Source organism: Streptomyces actinomycinicus (assembly GCF_016741775.1).
GTDB classification, from domain to species: Bacteria; Actinomycetota; Actinomycetes; order Streptomycetales; family Streptomycetaceae; genus Streptomyces; species Streptomyces actinomycinicus.
The window spans coordinates 17,118-33,558 of the sequence record NZ_JAERRK010000026.1 but is presented as its reverse complement, the minus strand read 5'-3'; the positions used below and the strand labels follow the sequence as shown (position 1 = coordinate 33,558).

Annotated in this window: 14 protein-coding genes; 6 read left to right on the top strand and 8 right to left on the bottom strand. The window is 72.4% G+C overall.

Going from position 1 to position 16,441, the window contains the following annotated elements:
• Positions 1-33 precede the first annotated feature (33 nt).
• From katG to JK359_RS33865, 3 genes are all read right to left on the bottom strand, one after another.
• Positions 34-2,250, bottom strand: a complete 2,217-nt coding sequence (gene katG / locus JK359_RS33875) for a catalase/peroxidase HPI (protein ID WP_201843453.1) — start codon at positions 2,248-2,250, stop codon at positions 34-36.
• 33 nt (positions 2,251-2,283) lie between these two features.
• Positions 2,284-2,730 carry a Fur family transcriptional regulator gene (locus tag JK359_RS33870; RefSeq protein WP_201843452.1) on the bottom strand — a complete coding sequence of 149 codons (447 nt, stop codon included), beginning with the start codon at positions 2,728-2,730 and terminating at the stop codon, positions 2,284-2,286.
• 293 nt (positions 2,731-3,023) lie between these two features.
• Positions 3,024-4,157 carry a glycoside hydrolase family 113 protein gene (locus JK359_RS33865; RefSeq protein ID WP_201843451.1) on the bottom strand — a complete coding sequence of 378 codons (1,134 nt, stop codon included), beginning with the start codon at positions 4,155-4,157 and terminating at the stop codon, positions 3,024-3,026.
• 322 nt (positions 4,158-4,479) lie between these two features.
• Between JK359_RS33865 and JK359_RS33860 the strand changes: the two genes are divergently transcribed.
• The 3 genes from JK359_RS33860 to JK359_RS33850 all read left to right on the top strand — a co-directional run bounded on the left by JK359_RS33860 (position 4,480) and on the right by JK359_RS33850 (position 6,945).
• On the top strand, positions 4,480-5,625 hold the full coding sequence (locus JK359_RS33860) for a hypothetical protein (RefSeq protein ID WP_201843450.1): 1,146 nt from the start codon (positions 4,480-4,482) through the stop codon (positions 5,623-5,625).
• Positions 5,626-5,806: 181 nt separating this feature from the next.
• Positions 5,807-6,265, top strand: a complete 459-nt coding sequence (locus JK359_RS33855) for a Crp/Fnr family transcriptional regulator (protein WP_201843449.1) — start codon at positions 5,807-5,809, stop codon at positions 6,263-6,265.
• 59 nt (positions 6,266-6,324) lie between these two features.
• Complete coding sequence (locus tag JK359_RS33850; RefSeq protein WP_201843538.1) at positions 6,325-6,945, top strand: CBS domain-containing protein; 621 nt, start codon at positions 6,325-6,327, stop codon at positions 6,943-6,945.
• A 163-nt stretch (positions 6,946-7,108) separates the two neighbouring features.
• On the opposite strand, the gene JK359_RS33845 is transcribed toward JK359_RS33850, so the two are convergent.
• A complete protein-coding gene (locus JK359_RS33845) occupies positions 7,109-8,827 on the bottom strand; it encodes a sensor histidine kinase (protein ID WP_201843448.1) in 1,719 nt (572 codons plus the stop codon).
• 304 nt (positions 8,828-9,131) lie between these two features.
• Here JK359_RS33845 and JK359_RS33840 point away from each other — a divergent pair, with 304 nt between their 5' ends.
• A complete protein-coding gene (locus JK359_RS33840) occupies positions 9,132-9,599 on the top strand; it encodes a pyridoxamine 5'-phosphate oxidase family protein (RefSeq protein ID WP_201843447.1) in 468 nt (155 codons plus the stop codon).
• A gap of 88 nt (positions 9,600-9,687) precedes the next feature.
• Here JK359_RS33840 and JK359_RS33835 read toward each other — a convergent pair whose 3' ends face one another.
• The gene (locus JK359_RS33835) at positions 9,688-10,758 is read right to left on the bottom strand and encodes a zinc-dependent alcohol dehydrogenase family protein (protein ID WP_201843446.1); all 1,071 of its coding nucleotides are present in this window, start codon (positions 10,756-10,758) and stop codon (positions 9,688-9,690) included.
• Between the two features lie 269 nt (positions 10,759-11,027).
• Between JK359_RS33835 and JK359_RS33830 the strand changes: the two genes are divergently transcribed.
• Positions 11,028-11,417: an STAS domain-containing protein gene (locus JK359_RS33830; protein ID WP_201843445.1), complete on the top strand. Its 390-nt coding sequence runs from the start codon at positions 11,028-11,030 to the stop codon at positions 11,415-11,417.
• Positions 11,418-11,542: 125 nt separating this feature from the next.
• Here the strand turns inward: JK359_RS33830 and JK359_RS33825 are convergent, their stop codons facing one another.
• From JK359_RS33825 to JK359_RS33815, 3 genes are all read right to left on the bottom strand, one after another.
• Positions 11,543-13,924 (bottom strand): phosphoketolase family protein, encoded by a 2,382-nt coding sequence (locus tag JK359_RS33825; protein WP_201843537.1) that lies wholly within the window; start codon positions 13,922-13,924, stop codon positions 11,543-11,545.
• Between the two features lie 47 nt (positions 13,925-13,971).
• On the bottom strand, positions 13,972-14,277 hold the full coding sequence (locus tag JK359_RS40470; protein ID WP_372445513.1) for a universal stress protein: 306 nt from the start codon (positions 14,275-14,277) through the stop codon (positions 13,972-13,974).
• A gap of 183 nt (positions 14,278-14,460) precedes the next feature.
• Complete coding sequence (locus JK359_RS33815; protein WP_201843443.1) at positions 14,461-15,369, bottom strand: universal stress protein; 909 nt, start codon at positions 15,367-15,369, stop codon at positions 14,461-14,463.
• A 375-nt stretch (positions 15,370-15,744) separates the two neighbouring features.
• Here JK359_RS33815 and JK359_RS33810 point away from each other — a divergent pair, with 375 nt between their 5' ends.
• Entirely contained in the window at positions 15,745-16,422 is a 678-nt protein-coding gene (locus JK359_RS33810; protein ID WP_201843442.1) for a response regulator, read from the top strand.
• Positions 16,423-16,441: the final 19 nt, after the last annotated feature.

Sequence of the window (16,441 nt, the reverse complement as noted above, 5' to 3'; positions counted from 1 at the left end):
GCGGGCCGGACCCGGACGTGCTGGGCGAGTGGATCAGACGAGGTCGAACCGGTCGAGGTTCATGACCTTGTCGAACGCGGCGACGAAGTCCTTGACGAACTTCTCCTTCGCGTCGTCACCGGCATAGACCTCGGCGAGCGCGCGCAGTTCGGAGTTGGAGCCGAAGACGAGGTCGGCCCGGGTGCCGGTCCACTTGACCTGGCCGGTGGCGTCGTCGCGGCCCTCGAAGGTGGTCTGGTCCTCCGAGGTCGACTTCCAGGTCGTGCCGAGGTCGAGCAGGTTGACGAAGAAGTCGTTCGTCAGCTTGCCGGGGGTCTCGGTGAAGACGCCGTGCGCGGTCTGCTGGTAGTTGGCGCCGAGGACGCGCAGGCCGCCGACCAGGACGGTCATCTCGGGCGCGCTCAGGCCCAGCAGGTTGGCCCGGTCGAGCAGCAGGTACTCGGCCGGCAGCCGGTTGCCCTTGCCGAGGTAGTTGCGGAAGCCGTCGGCGGTGGGCTCCAGCGCGGCGAAGGACTCCGCGTCGGTGTGCTCGTCCGTGGCGTCCACCCGGCCCGGTGTGAAGGGCACCTCGACGTCGTGGCCGGCGTCCTTGGCGGCCTTCTCCACGGCGGCGACGCCACCGAGGACGATCAGGTCGGCCAGGGAGACCTTCTTGGCGCCGGAGTTGAACTCGGCCTGGACGCCCTCCAGGACGCGCAGCACCTGCCGCAGCTGGTCGGGCTCGTTGACCTCCCAGTCCGCCTGCGGCTGCAGGCGGATGCGGGCGCCGTTGGCACCGCCGCGCTTGTCGCTGGTGCGGAAGGTGGAGGCCGACGCCCAGGCGGTGGACACCAGCTGGGACACCGACAGGCCGGAGCCGAGCAGCTTGGCCTTGAGGGCCGTGACGTCGGCGGCGTCGATGGTCTCGCCCTCGGCCTCCGGCAGCGGGTCCTGCCACAGCAGGGTCTCCTCCGGCACCTCGGAGCCGAGGTAGAGGGACTTCGGGCCCATGTCACGGTGGGTCAGCTTGTACCAGGCGCGGGCGAAGGCGTCCGCGAACTGGTCCGGGTTCTCGTAGAAGCGGCGCGAGATCTGCTCGTAGACCGGGTCGAAGCGCAGCGACAGGTCGGTCGTGAGCATGGTCGGCAGGTGCTTCCTCGACGCGTCGTGCGCGTCCGGGATGACCGCCTCGGCGTTCTTCGCCACCCACTGGTGGGCGCCGGCCGGGCTCTGCGTCAGCTCGTACTCGTACTCGAACAGGTTCTTGAAGAACTCGTTGCTCCACCGGGTGGGCGTGCTGGTCCAGGTGACCTCGAGGCCACTGGTGATCGCGTCGCCGCCCTTGCCGGTGCCGTGGGTGCTCTTCCAGCCGAGGCCCTGCTGCTCGATCGGGGCGGCCTCGGGGTCCGGGCCGACGTTGTCGGCGGGGCCGGCGCCGTGGGTCTTGCCGAAGGTGTGGCCACCGGCGATGAGGGCGACGGTCTCCTCGTCGTTCATCGCCATGCGGCGGAAGGTCTCACGGATGTCGCGGGCCGCGGCGACCGGGTCCGGGTTGCCGTTGGGACCCTCCGGGTTGACGTAGATCAGCCCCATCTGCACGGCGCCGAGCGGGTTCTCCAGCTCGCGGTCGCCGGTGTAGCGCCGGTCGTCGAGCCAGACCTTCTCGGGACCCCAGTAGACGTCCTCCTCCGACTCCCACACGTCCTCGCGGCCACCGCCGAAGCCGAAGGTCTCGAAGCCCATCGACTCCAGGGCGACGTTGCCGGCGAGGATCATGAGGTCGGCCCAGGACAGGCTCTTGCCGTACTTCTTCTTGACCGGCCACAGCAGCCGGCGGGCCTTGTCGAGGTTGCCGTTGTCCGGCCAGCTGTTCAGCGGGGCGAAGCGCTGCTGGCCGGCGCCGGCGCCGCCGCGGCCGTCGCTGATGCGGTAGGTGCCCGCGCTGTGCCAGGCCATACGGACCATGAGGGGGCCGTAGTTGCCGAAGTCGGCCGGCCACCAGTCCTTGGAGTCCGTCAGCACCTCGGCGATGTCCCGCTTCACGGCCGGGAGATCCAGGGCCTTGAACGCCTCGGCGTAGTCGAAGTCCTCGCCGAGCGGGTTCGCCACGGCCGGGTTCTTGGCAAGGATCTTCAGGTTGAGCCGCTCCGGCCACCACTGGCGGTTGCCGCCGCCCTGGGTCGGGTGGAGGGCACGGTCATGGGCGACGGGACATCCGCCGACACCCTCCGCCTTCGCGTCTGTGACGATCGCGTCGTGGTTCTCAGTCATGGCAATCCTTCCGAACTGTGCGGAACTCGGTGCTCAGGAACTGCGGCCGGTGGAGCCGGTGGAACAGTCGGGGCACAGGCCCCAGTACACGACCTCGGCCTCGTCGATGGCGAAGCCGCGGTCGTCGGAGGCGGTCAGACAGGGGGCTTCGCCGACGGCGCAGTCGACGTCGGCGACGGCACCGCACGACCGGCACACGATGTGGTGGTGGTTGTCGCCCACGCGCCCCTCGAACCGGGCCGGGTGGCCGGCCGGTTCGATCCGGCGCACGAGACCGGCCGCCGTCAGCGCGTGCAGGGCCTCGTAGACGGCTTGCAGGGAGATGTGGCCCACGCGATCGCGGACTCCGGCGGCGATCGCCTCGACGCCGAGGTGGTCGCCGTCCCGGACGGTCTCCAGCAGCGCGACGCGGGCTGCCGTCACGCGCAGGCCGGCACCGCGGAGTTCCTCGGCGGTGCCCGGAGTCGGGGAGGCGGTCATGGCCCCCGAACCTACCCTCATAAACACGAACGGTTCAAGAAAACGAACGATGCAATTTTGATGGCGCGCCGGAGCCCGGCTGGTGCCCCGGCGCCGGGCCGCGGCATCGCGCCGGCACGCGGCCGCCCGAGGGTGCGGCCGGAGCCGGGCCGCCGGACGGGGCATGCACGCATGATGTGTCCGCCTCCCGGCGCCGGCCGCGCGGCGAGCCGGGAGATCCTCCGAACGGGTGAACGGGTGAGGGCCGCCGACGACGCGTGACGGCTGCTCACCTCCTGTCCGGGACGGCTTCCTCACCCCCTGCCGGCGTGCCGTCGCTCGCGCGCGTAACGGCGGGCCAGGGCGTGGAAGGCTTCCTTCGGCTCCCAGTGCCAGTCGGAGGCGGGGTCGAACGGGCGGTCCTGGACGGTCTTGGTGATCGAGTAGCTCGCCATGTCGAGGTCGTGCAGCGGGTCGCCGGGACGGTGCGGGGCGTCAGGGGTCACGAACTCGTAGGCCATCGCCGCGTACAGACCCAACGAGGAGAACGCGTCGACGAGTTGCAGAAGGTACGTGGCTTGTGTGCGCTCGCTGCGGACCAGGTAGCCCTTGATCTCCTCCGGGTGCTTGCCGCGGTCGACGACGTCCCAGCCCATGCCGGCGGTCTCGGGCGCCCCGACGTAGGCGCAGGTACCGAACTCGGTGACGGCCAGCGGCTTGCCCCAGCGCAGGTAGCGGCTCAAGTCGCGTACGTAGGCGGTCTCGTCGGTGAAGTACGAGTAGTAGTCGATGCCCACGATGTCGAAGAGGCGCCAGTCGACCTGGTCCTCCTGGGCCGCGGCGTAGCTGAGCCGGCCGTGGAAGACGGAACGGCCGACCGCGGCGGCCCTCGCCGTGAAGCGGTCCAGGCGCCGCTGCATCGCGACGGGGTCCACATGGCCGTCCTGCAGGTTCCGGATCCGTTCGAAGACGTTGTCGCCGGGCACGATGCCCGGCACGTACAGCCAGAACTCGCAGCCCACGCTCAGGTCCACGGCGGCGCCCTGCCGGCGCAGCCGCTCCGCGAACCGGCCGGTCTCCGCGAGGTGTTCGAGGATGTCCCGCTCGGGCACGTCGCCCAGGGTCGGCTGCAGCCAGACGCGCAGCCCCCGCTCCGCGGCCTCGGCCGCCGTGGCCGTCAGGCGTTCCACTCCGTCGCCGGTGACGTCCACGGTGTCGGCGTGCAATCCGTCACGGATCACCCGGATGTCCCGCCGCATCCGGGCCGTGCTGAAGGCCGTGCCGGGGGTCTCGCCCGCCCCGACGGTGTAGACGACACCGCGGTGCCGCAGTCCGGGGCGCCCTTCGGCCGCCCGGGCCGTGCCCGAGGGGATCAGCGTCGCCGCCAGCCCCGCGGACGCCGTACCGGCCAGGAACCGGGCACGAGTGATCCCTGCGGGCTTCTGCATACGATCATCAGGCTTCTGCATACGGCCACCCTGCCGGGGCCGCACCGGCCGGCGCCGTCCGCCGACGGTCCACGGCACGGGGTCCAAAGGTGACGATCGCCCATCGAAAGTCGCGCGCGCCGCGATCGCGTCCGAGTGGCGACACCGCACGCGGGGGCGCGCGAGAAGCCTTGCCGCACGTGCACGGGACGGCACCTTCGTGCACGGGCGCGAGGCGGCATGAGGACCCCTGCGCCCTACCGCGCACACAGGACGAACAGCACGCAGGGCGCCCGAGTGAGAGACTCGGAGTCCGTCACCGACGCCGGTGAGAGGGGCACTGGTGGACCTGGACACCGTCGCCGAGGAGCTGTACGCGCTGCGCCCGGAGGAGTTCGTCGCGGCCCGTGACCGGCGTGCTCTGGACGCCCGTGCGTCAGGCGACCCGGCCCTGGCCCGGCGGATCGGCGCGCTGCGACGGCCGAGCCTTTCGGCCTGGGTCAGCAACCTCCTGGTGCGCGGACAGCCACAGCAGGTCGAGCCGCTGCTCGGGCTGGGCGAGGAGCTGCGCCGCGCGCACCGCGAACTGGACGGGCCGGAGCTGCGCCGGCTGGCCCGGCGGCAGAACGAGGTGATCGGCGCGCTGGGCCGGCAGGCCCGTCAGCTGGCCGCGGAGGCCGGGCATCCGGTGGGTGAGAGCGTCCAGCGCGAGGTCGAGGAAACCCTGCACGCGGCACTGGCCGACCCGCAGGCCGCACGTGAGTGGGCCGGCGGGCGGCTGGTGAAGCCGCTCAGCTCGGCCGTCGGCTTCCCCGCGGCTGACGAGACGGCACTCGAACGCCGGCCGGCGGCGCGGAGGGCCGGCCCCGGGGACGGCCCTCCGGCCGAGCGGGAACGGCAGGACCCGGCGGACGGGCGGCGCCCGAAGGGGAACCGTGCCTCCGCGGCCACGCACCGGGGCCGAGCCGGCGCCTCCGCTGGTGCTCGCGGGCCGGCCCGGGCACGCGTCGCGGCGGACGAGCGCGGTGCGGGCGAGAAGGCCGCCGCGGACGAGCGCGGTGCGGGCGAGAAGGCCGCCGCGGACAAGCGCGGTCCGGGCGAGAAGGCCGCCGCGGACGAGCGGCGCCGCGCCGCCGAGCACCGCCGCCGTCTCGACCGGGTCCGCGGCGAAGCCCGGTCGGCCGAACGGGAGTTGCGGGCGCGCGAAGCGGAGGCCGAGACCGCGGACCGCGAGGCGGAGGAGGCCGCCGGCCGGCTGCGCGAGGCAACGGAGCGCCTCCGTGAACTGCTTGCGGAGCTGAAGCGCGCCGAGGACGGGCACCGGCAGGCCCGCACCGACGAACAGACGGCACGGGACCGCGCCCGGCAGGCCGGCCGTGCCGTACGGGACGCGCGGGAGGAGACCCGGCGGGCCGCCCGCGTCGTACGGGAGGCGGAACGCCGGGCAGGGGCGGCCGGCGGCCAGCCCGCGCGAACGCCCGCACAGTGAGGCGTCGGGGCCCGAGGCGCCCCGGGGCCGACCCCGTACCCCGGCCCTTCCAGCCCTGCCCGGTGCCGTGACCCCGCCCTTCAGGGGCCGATGGGCCCCCGGCTCGGTCCGAGTGGCCCTTGGCGGCCTCGGTGGCGGCGGGGCCACGCTGGATGCACGAGTCATGAAGGGAGTCGGCGCAATGACCTCCGCCACGACCATGGCCACGGCACTCGAGCCCGAGCACCGCGAACGGCTGATGAGACTCGCCCGCGGGGTCGCCTTCGAGGCCGGGACGCGCTTGTTCGACGAGGGCCGGCGTGCCGACCGCTTCTGGGTCATACGTACTGGCACCGTCGCCCTCGATCTGCACGTGCCCGGCCGTCGGCCCGCCGTCGTCGAGACCCTCGGGCACGGTGAACTGATCGGCTGGTCCTGGCACTTCCCGCCGTACATCTGGCACCTGGGCGCCGAGACGACGAGCCCGGTCCGGGCCTGGGAGTGCGATGCCGAGGCGGTGCGGTCCATGTGCGCGCAGGACGCCGAGTTCGGCAGGGCGGTCGCCGTCTGGGTCGGGCGTGTGGTCGCCCAGCGGCTGCACTCCTCCCGGATCCGGCTGCTCGACCTCTACGCCCCGTACGGCAGTGGCGGTCTCCCGTGACCGCCCGGGCGTGGCAGGCGGACGACGTGGGCAGCGGCCCGCGCCGGGTGGGTGACGTGATGACGCGAGCCGTCGTCGCCGTGGGCCGCGGGGCTCTGTTCAAGGACATCGCCGAGCGCATGGTGCAGTGGCAGGTCAGCGCCCTTCCGGTGCTGGAGGGCGACGGCAGGGTGGTCGGTGTGGTGTCCGAGGCGGATCTGCTGCCCGAGGAGGAGTTCCGGGGCAGTGATCCGGACCGGCTCACCCAGATGCGCCGGCTGGCCGACCTCGCCAAGGCCGGGGCGGTGAGAGCCGACGAGCTGATGAGCACTCCGGCCGTCACCGTGCACACGGACGCCACGCTCGCCGAGGCCGCGCGCATCATGGCGCTGCGGCGCGTGAAGCGACTGCCTGTCGTGAACGCCGAGGGGGTGCTCGAAGGCGTCGTCAGTCGCGGCGACCTGCTCAAGGTCTTCCTGCGTCCGGACGACGACCTCGCCGACGAGATCCGGCGCGACATCGTCGACCCGCTCTTCCCCGCGCCGGTCGAGCCCGTGCACATCATGGTCACCGGGGGCGTCGCCACCCTGACGGGGCGGGCACAGGACGCCGCCCGTATCCCCCTGGCCGCACGCCTGGTACGGGGTGTCGAGGGTGTGGTCGGAGTGGACTGCCGGCTCGTCGCAGCCGGCACGGAGTGAAGCCGCGGAGCCGAAGCCGGGAACACGGAGTGAAGCCACGGAGCCGAAGCCGCCGGCACGGAGTGAAGCCGGGGAGCCGAAGCCGGGGAGCACGGGCACCGGAGTGAAGCCGGGTAGCGAGCGCCCGCTCCCCCAGCGGCTCAGTCGCCTACCGTGGTGCGGCTCAGCCAGGCGGCAGGGGGACGTGCCAGTCGAGCGTGGCGCCGCCGTCCTCGGGGCGGGTCAGTTCGAGCCGGCCGCCGAGCCTTTCCGCCCGCTCGGCCATGTTGCGCAGACCGCTGCGCCGGCCGCCGGGCGCGATGCCCACTCCGTCGTCCGTGACCTGCAGGCGCACTTCACGGCCGTCGGTCGTCAGGGTCACCTGTGCCCGGCCGGCGTGGGCGTGCCGGGCGATGTTGGTGAGGGCCTCGGTCAGCACGGCGACGACGGCATCGGCGATGTCGGCCGGCACATCGGTGTCCACCAGGCCTTCCATGCGCACGCTGGCCGTGAAGCCCAGCACCGGGGCGGCGTCACCGACCGTACGGACCACCCGTGCCCGCAAACCGCTGCCGGCGGTCCCCTTGTGCGCCCGCAGCCCGAAGATCGTCGACCTGATGATCTTGATGGTCTCGTCCAGGTCGTCGACGGCCCGCAGCACCCGCTCCGAGGCCTCGGGATGCTCGATGAAACGCCCCGCGCTCTGCAGGGTCATCCCCGTGGCGAACAGCCGCTGGATGGCCAGGTCGTGCAGGTCCCGGGCGATGCGGTCACGGTCCTCCAGCAGCGCGATCTGCTGCGCGTCCTGCCTGCGCTCGGCCAGCTCCATCGCGATGGCGGCCTGGGCGGCGAAGCCCTGCAGCATCTCGGTCTCCCTCTGGAGGAAGACCGGCCGGCCTTCCTCCCGGGCCACCAGTACGACGCCACGCGCTCCGCCCTCGCCCGTGCCGATGGGCACGGCGACGGCGGGGCCGAGCCCCCCGAAACGAGGCGGCTCGGGGTTGATCCGGGGGTCGTGCACGACGTCGTCGCTGGTGACCGGGGCGGCAGCGGCGTACGCCAGTCCCATCAGGCTTTCGTCCATGGACAGCACCAGGCCACGGTGTGCCTCCGCGTCCACTCCGACGGCGATCTCCACGGCGAGCGACTTGGTGTCCTCCATGGGCAGGGCGACCGCCGCCAGGGCCGAAGCCGAGATCTCCCGGGCGCGCTCGGCGATCAGGCCCAGGGAGTCGGCGCGGTCGCTGCCGGACATCAGGCTGTGGCCTATCTCTGCGTTCGCGCCGAGCCAGCGTTCGCGCAGCCGGGAGTCCTCGTAGAGGCGGGCGTTGTCGATGGCGACGCCGGCGGCCACGGCCAGCGTGGACAGCACCGACTCGTCCTCCTCGTCGAACTCGGCGCCGCCCCTCTTCTCCGTCAGATACAGATTGCCGAAGACCTGGTCCCGTACCCGGATCGGGACACCCAGGAAACGGTTCATGGGCGGATGGCCGGGCGGGAAGCCGTACGAGGCCGGGTGCCCGGAGATCTTCCCGAGGCGGAGCGGCTCCGGGTGCCGGATCAGCTCGCCCAGGATGCCGTGGCCCTCCGGATAGGGGCCGATGGCGGCGATCTGTTCCTCGCTGACGCCCACGGTGTGGAAGGCGGACAGTCGTGTGCCGTCCGGTCCGATGACACCGAGGGCGGCGTACTCGGCGTCCACGAGCGCGGCGGCCGCTTCCACGATGGCGTGCAGAGCCTGTTCCAGGTCCAGTTCCCGGCCGACGGAGAGGACCGCCTCCAGCAGGCTGTGCACGCGGCCCTGGGTGCCCCGGGCCGCACTGATCCGGGCCTGCAGCTCCTCCAGCAGTTCGTCGAGCTTGAGCTGCGGCAGCCGTACGCGGGGCTCCTCGGAGCCTGCCACCAAGTCCCTCCAGGTCCGGCCGGCACACGGACCTCACCGGCGGGTCGACTCCACGATATCGGCTTCCGTCCGGGGCGGTGCGCCGGACCGGCCCACCCCGTGAAACCGGGCCGAACGGCCCCCCACCGAGGACCGAACGGCACTGGGACGCACGAGGGCCGGGAGCAACCGTGGAATCAGGAGCGGCACCGGTTCCCCCGCGGTGTCGCTCCGCCCGCTCGGTGTCGCAGGAGACGAGACCGGGCGGCCGTTCCGACGAGACGAGAGCCGGGGTCGCGCGAGGAAGCCAGCGAAGAAGCCAGCCATGATCAGTGATCACAGTCCGAGACGGCGCCGCGTCGACCTCGGCCCGGCCGAGGCCCTGAGCCTGCTGGGCAGTGTCTCCCTCGGAAGGCTGGTCTTCACCTGGCAGGCGCTGCCCACGGTCCGTCCCGTCAACCACATCGTGGACGGCGGGGACATCGTGATCCGCACGCAGGAGGGCGGGGCACTGACCTCTTCCGCCCAGCGGGCCGACGGTACGGGAGTGGTGGTGGCCTACGAGGCCGACGTGATCGACCCGGAGACGCATGCCGGGTGGAGCGTGGTGATCACCGGATTCGCCCGCCTGATCACCGACCCCGACGAACTGCGGCGCGTCCTCGGGATGTTGGGTCCCTGGGGCCCGCAGCAGGAGACGGACCACGCGGTCCGCATCCATCCGGAGATGGTCACGGGCGTGCTGGTCACCGATACGCACGACACGCACGACGAAGGACGGCGGCGCCCCTGAGCGGAGACCGACTCCCGGTCAAGCCGCCGGAACGGAGACCGCCTCCCGGTCAAGCCGCCGAAGCGGAGACCGCCTTCTCGCTTCTCGGTCAAGCCGCTGGAACGGCGACCTCCGCGTGCTGCTCCCCGCCGAGCACCACCTTCAGCGCGCCCGTGTCCGCGGCCTTGGTGAAGACGTCGTACGCCTCTTCCATGTGATCCAGCGCGAAGGCATGCGTGACCAGTTGCGCGGTGGGCAACCGGCCGGCGGCGGCCATCCGCAGCAACATGGGGGTGGAGCGGGTGTCCACCAGGCCCGTCGTGATGGTCACGTTCTTGTCCCACAGGTCGTCGAGGTGCAGGGTGGCGGGCTTGCCGTGCACACCGATGTTGGCCACGTGCCCGCCGGGGCGGACCAGACGGGTGCACAGCTCGAAGCTCTCGGGTGCGCCGACCGCCTCCATGACCACATCCGCGCCGAGCCCGTCGGTCAGGTCGGCGACCAGTTCGTCCGGGGCCTCCCGGACGTCCGCGACAGCGTCGGCACCGAGCCGGCGGGCGGCCTCCAGCCGGGCGGGAGCCAGGTCGGCCGAGACGATCCTCTCCGGGGCGAACAGGCGTGCCGTGGCGATCGCCGCCAGTCCGATCGGGCCCGCGCCGACGATGACGACGGTGTCCCCGGGGCGTACGCGTCCGTTGAGGACTCCGACCTCGTAGGAGGTCGGGAAGATGTCCGCGAGCAGGACGGCTTCCTCGCTGCGCACGGCGGCGGGCAGCGGGTGGACGGACAGGTCGGCGTGCGGGACGCGGACGTACTCGGCCTGGGTGCCGTCGACGAGGTGGCCGAGGATCCAGCCCCCGCCTCCCCGGCACTGGCCGTACGAGCCGTCCCGGCAGAACCGGCACCGGCCGCAGGAGGTGATGCAGGAGATCAGCACCCGGTCGCCCGGCCGTACGGTGTGCACGTCGCTGCCGGTCTCGACGATCTCACCGACCGCCTCGTGACCGAGTACCGTGCCGGGGCGGACCTCGGGGACGTCGCCCTTGAGGATGTGCAGGTCCGTCCCGCAGATGGTCACGGCGCCGACCTTCACGATGGCATCGGTGGGTGCCTTGACGGCAGGATCCGGGACGTCTCGCCAGGACGCCTGTCCGGGACCGTGGAAGACGAAGCCTTTCATGGCGCTCCTCACCCTCTGCGTTCGCTCCATCGCGGGATCCGCGTTCCGGCCCGGTGCCGGATCCGTCCCGCCTGTCCAGCTTCACCAGTGGGTGGGGGCCGCGGCTTGGGCCGTCCGGCCCTTCCCTGTGCCCGGACGGCGCCGGCCGGGGAGCCGGGTGCCCGCCGAGCGCCCACCGGGAGCGCCGGAAGCCGCTGTGCCCGGCCGGGCCGGTGATCAGAGCCGAACGGCCCTAGTACCGCGTCCGGTTTTTCCGGTTCGCTCATCGCATGTCCGAGAACGACACCGTCCACGCGGCCGAACACGACACAGGGCAGAACCTGGTCATAGCCCACCGCGTGGTCGGCGACGCGAACGTCGTCACCCTGCGGGGCGAGGTCGACCTGCTGAGCGTCCCCGCGCTGTCCGAACGGCTCGACGCGCTCACCGCGCGCCCGCAGCCCGACCTGGTGGTGGACCTGCGGTCGGTCCACTTCATCGACTGTGCCGGGCTCGGGGTACTGTGCCGGGCCCGTAACCGGGCGCTGGCCCGCAAGGGCCGGATACGGCTGATAGCGGAGGATGCGAACTTCCGGCGCACCCTGCGGGCCACCGGACTCGGGGGCGTCTTCGAAGTGCACGCACGGGTCCCTCATCCGCTGCCGGAAGCCACACCCTGAGGAGAAGGCAGGAAGCCGCACCCTGAGGAGAAGACAGGAGGCCGCCCCCTGAGGAGAAAGCCGGCAGCCGCCCCTGGGAAGAAGGCCGCCCGGATCTCACGGCCCTCCCCCCGGGGCGGTCACGCTCAGGCGTTCCAGCTCCACTCGGCGACCTCGGGCAGGTCCGTGCCGTGCTCGCGGATCCATGCGTGGTGGCGGGCGCGGGCGTCGGCCATGACCTGGCGAACGGGGGCCGCTCGGACGGCGAGACCCGGGACGTGGTCGATGACGTCCATGACGAGCCGGTACCGGTCGAGGTCGTTGCGGACGACCATGTCGAACGGGGTGGTCGTGGTCCCCGACTCCTTGTAGCCGCGTACGTGGAGGTGGGGGTGTCCGGCCCGGCGGTAGGCGAGGCGGTGGACCAGCCACGGGTAACCGTGGTAGGCGAAGATCACCGGTTTGTCCGGCGTGAACAGCCCGTCGTACTCGAAGTCGGTCATCCCGTGCGGGTGCTCCTCGTGCGGCATGAGCCGCGTCATGTCGACCACGTTGACCACGCGCACCGCCAGCCCGGGCAGGTGCCGCCGCACCAGCTGTGCCGCCGCCAGCACCTCCTGCGTGGGGACGTCACCGGCGCAGGCCAGGACGACGTCGGGTTCCCCGCCGTTCTCGGTGCCGGCCCAGTCCCAGATTCCGGCCCCGCGCGCGCAGTGCACCCGGGCCTCGTCCATGGTCAGCCAGTCGAAGCAGGGCTGTTTGCCCGCCACGACGACGTTGACGTAGTCGCGGCTGCGCAGGACGTGGTCGGTCACGGACACGAGCGTGTTGGCGTCCGGCGGCAGGTAGACCCGGACGACGGCCGGGCTCTTGTTCAGGACGTGGTCGACGAACCCGGGATCCTGGTGCGAGAAGCCGTTGTGGTCCTGGCGCCACACATGTGAGGTGAGGAGGTAGTTGAGGGACGGGACAGGGGCCCGCCAGGGCAGTTCCCGTGCGGTCTTCAGCCACTTGATGTGCTGGTTGACCATCGAGTCCACGATGTGCACGAAGGCTTCGTAGCAGGAGAACAGACCGTGCCGGCCGGTCAGCAGATATCCCTCCAGCCAGCCCTGGCAGAGGTGTTCGGAGAGGATCTCCATCACCCGGCCGTGCCGGTCCAGGTGTTCGTCCACCGGGAGCACCCCGGCCTGCCAGGCCTTGCCGCCGCTGTCGATGACGGCCTGCAGCCGGTTGGAAGCGGTCTCGTCCGGTCCGACGAGGCGGAAGTCCCGGCGTACCCGGGTGTCGTCCATGACCCGTGCGAGGAAGTCACCCAGGACCCGGGTCGGCTCGTGGAGGGTGGTGCCGGGCTTGTCGACGGGTACCGCGAAGTCGTCGAGGGAGGGCAGCGGCAGCGCGCGGGTGAGAAGTCCGCCGTTCGCGTGCGGGCTCGCTCCGAGTCGCCTGCTGCCCTCGGGGACGCAGGCCAGGACCTCGGCGACGGGGCGGCCGTCCGCGTCGAACAGCTCGTCGGGCCGGTACGAGCGCAGCCACTGCTCCAGTTGCCGCAGGTGGTCCGGATTCTCGCGCACGGTGGCGAGCGGGACCTGATGGGCGCGCCAGGTGCCCTCGACGGGAACGCCGTCGACTTCGGCCGGACCGGTCCAGCCCTTCGGGGTGCGCAGCACGATCAACGGCCGGCGCACCCGCTCGGGGGCGCCGTCCTCGCGGGCGGAACGCTGCACCAGGGCGATGGTGTCCAGTGCCTCGTCGAACGCCGCGGCCAGGGCCCGGTGCACCGTGTCCGGGTCGTCGCCGGTGACGTAGAGGGGATCGTGGCCGTATCCCCGTAGCAGCGCGTCGAGTTCGGGTTCGGGGAGCCGGGACAGCACGGCCGGGTTGGCGATCTTGTAACCGTTGAGGTGCAGGATCGGCAGGACGGCGCCGTCGTGGACCGGGTCGAGGAACTTGTTGGAGTGCCAGGAGGCGGCGAGCGGCCCGGTCTCCGCCTCGCCGTCGCCGATCACGCAGGTCACCAGCAGGGCAGGGTTGTCGAACGCGGCGCCGTAGGCGTGCGCGAGCGAGTAGCCGAGTTCGCCGCCCTCGTGGATCGAGCCGGGGGTCTCCGGGGCCACGTGGCTGGGGACCCCGCCGGGGAAGGAGAACTGGCGGAACAGCCTGGCCATGCCCGCCGCGTCCCGGGTCACGTCGGGGTAGGTCGCGCTGTAGCTGCCCTCCAGCCAGGAGCCGGCGAGCACCGCCGGGCCTCCGTGTCCCGGGCCCCAGACGCACAGGGCGTCCAGTCCCCGCGCCTTGATCACTCGGTTGAGGTGCGTGTACACCAGGTTCAGGCCGGGCGAGGTGCCCCAGTGACCGAGCAGCCGCGGCTTGATGTGCTCGGGCCTGAGCGCCTCGGTCAGCAACGGGTTGGCCATGAGGTAGATCTGACCCGCCGCCAGGTAGTTGGCGGCGCGCCAGTGGGCGTCCAGGCTGCGCAGTTCCTCGTCGGTGAGTGCGGTGGCGTCCGGGTGGGCGGCCGTGGGCATGGGACCTCCGGATTCGTCGTTCATCGGCGGCAAGTGTGCCGGGAATGTCAGGAGAGTTCTGGTACGACGGCCACCGGGCATGCCGCGTGGTGCAGCACGCCGTGGGCCACCCGGCCCAGCCGGAGCCCGTAGTGGCCCGGCCGGCGCCGGGCGCCGACGACGAGCAGGCCAGCCTCGCGGGAGGCGGCGACCAGCGCGTCACGGGGGTTCCCTTCGACGGCGTGGCGATGCACCGACGGCTCCGCCGGCACGTCCCGCAGGACCTCCTCCAGCAGTTCGGCGGCCTGCTGCTGTTCGGCGTGCGCCGGTTCGCGCAGGGAGTGCCGCCAGGCCCGTACGGCGTCCAGGGGCACCCCGCGCAGGGCCGCCTCCTGAACGGCGAACCGTACGGCAGCCGACCTCCTCGGCCTCCCCCGACCCCGAGGACGATCCGGCCCGGGGCCCCTGGGCGGACCGCGTCGTCGTGGCTGCCGCGCACCACGACATTCGGAGCCGTCGACGCCGACGACGACCGGAAGATCCATCGTCCGCCCCGTTCAGTCGTGCGGGACCACGGCGACCGGGGCCATGGCATGGTGCAGGACGGCATGCGCGACAGGGCCGATGTGCGTACCGAGGGGGCTGGTGCGGATGCGCCGGCCGACGACGACCAGGGAAGCCTGGCGTGAGGCGTCGAGGAGGACCTGTGCTGCGCTGCCGCACCGGCTCGCCTGAATCACCTCGACGTCCGGGAACTTGTGCTGCCAGGGGGACAGCACCTCCGCAAGGGCCCTCGCCCGGCTGCGGGCGAGCGAGTCGTGGGGCTCGGGATCACCGTAGGAGCGGTGGTAGGAGGAGACGGGCGGTTCGGTCCAGCCGTGCACGGCCCGCAGGGGGGCGGCACGGCGCACGGCGGCGTCGAAGGCGAACTCCAGCAGGGTGTCGTCCGGGGCGCTCAGGTCGAGGCCGAGCACGACGGGCCGGAAGGGGGTCGCGGCGGACGGTACGCCCGCGGGGTCCGCCCTGTGCTCGTCGGCGGCCTGCTCCCCGGCCCGGACCAGCACGACGGGACGTTCGGCACGGGCGATGACGGCCAGGCTGACCGAGCCGACCACGAACCCGCCGATCGTGCCGAAGCCGCGCGAGCCCAGCACCATCAGCTCCGCGGAGTCCGCCGCCTCGATCAGGGCCTCGGCCGGGTCGGCGGTGAGCCGGTCGGTGATCACCTCCACACCGGGATGCCTCAGCCGCAGCCCCTCCGCGGCCTCACGGGGCACACGCTCGGTCCAGTCCTGCCGTGTCTCACCGCCGAGCAGCGGGGCCTGCGCCGCGTAGGAGGGCAGCGGCTCCCGGACGTGGACGACTTTCAGGGGCAGACCTCGCAGTCCGGCTTCGCGTGCCGCCCATTCGGCGGCGGCGCGGCTCTCGGGCGAGTCGTCGAGACCTACCGTGACGGTCCGGGCCATCGTCTCCACCTCCGGGGAAGAGGGAACCCCGGGCGAAGAGGGATCCGTCTCCAGCGTGACGATGCCGGGCGCGCGGGGTCAGGGGCCGCACGTCCCCGCAGGGGGCCGAACGGCCCATGGGCAGGCCTGCCGGCCCCTGGCCGGTGCCCCGGCGGCGGCACATGCTGGGGACGGAGCAGTGCCGCGGCGCCGCCGCGCCGGCGCGGCGGGCCCTGAGCCGCCGGGCAGTTCTCGGAGTTCACCATGTACGGCACCCCTCAGCGACGATCATGGAGTGACCGGGGCCGGTCGGCCCTAGTCCGCCCGGCCCGGACGGGTGCATGATCAGCGCGGGGCAGCCCGCAGCCGGCCCATTCAGCGGAACGAGAGGTCGCCATGACCGGAACACGCACCTTCACGGAACAGGACCCGATCCGCGTGTTTCTGCTGGACGACCACGAGGTCGTACGACGCGGCCTGACCGACCTGCTCGACGCCGAACCGGACATCTCCGTGGTCGGCGACGCGGACACCGCCGAGCATGCGCTCAGCCGCGGTCCCGCGCTGCGCCCGCACGTGGCCGTGCTCGACGTGCGGCTGCCGGACGGGGACGGCATCACGGTCTGCCGTGAGCTGCGCAGCCGCATGCCGGACCTGGCGTGCCTCATGCTGACGTCGTTCGACGACGAGGACGCCCTGCTGGACGCCATCATGGCCGGGGCGTCCGGCTATGTCCTGAAGCAGATCAAGGGCTCCGACCTCGTCTCCGCGGTCCGCACCGTCGCCTCGGGACAGTCGATGCTCGACCCGGCGACCACGGCCAGGCTCATGCGGTCCCTGCGCACCGAGCCGGCACAGACCCCTTCGCTGCCGCCCGAGCTGGCGAACCTCTCACCGCGCGAGCGGGACATCCTCGCACTCATCGGGGACGGTCTGACCAACCGCGAGATCGGCAAGAGGCTGTACCTCTCGGAAAAGACCGTCAAGAACCACATCTCCCGGATGCTGGCGAAGCTGGGAGTCCAGCGCCGGGTCCAGGCGGCGGTCCTCGCGTCGCACCTGGACCCGCAGTAGCCCGCGGCCCGGGCTCCGT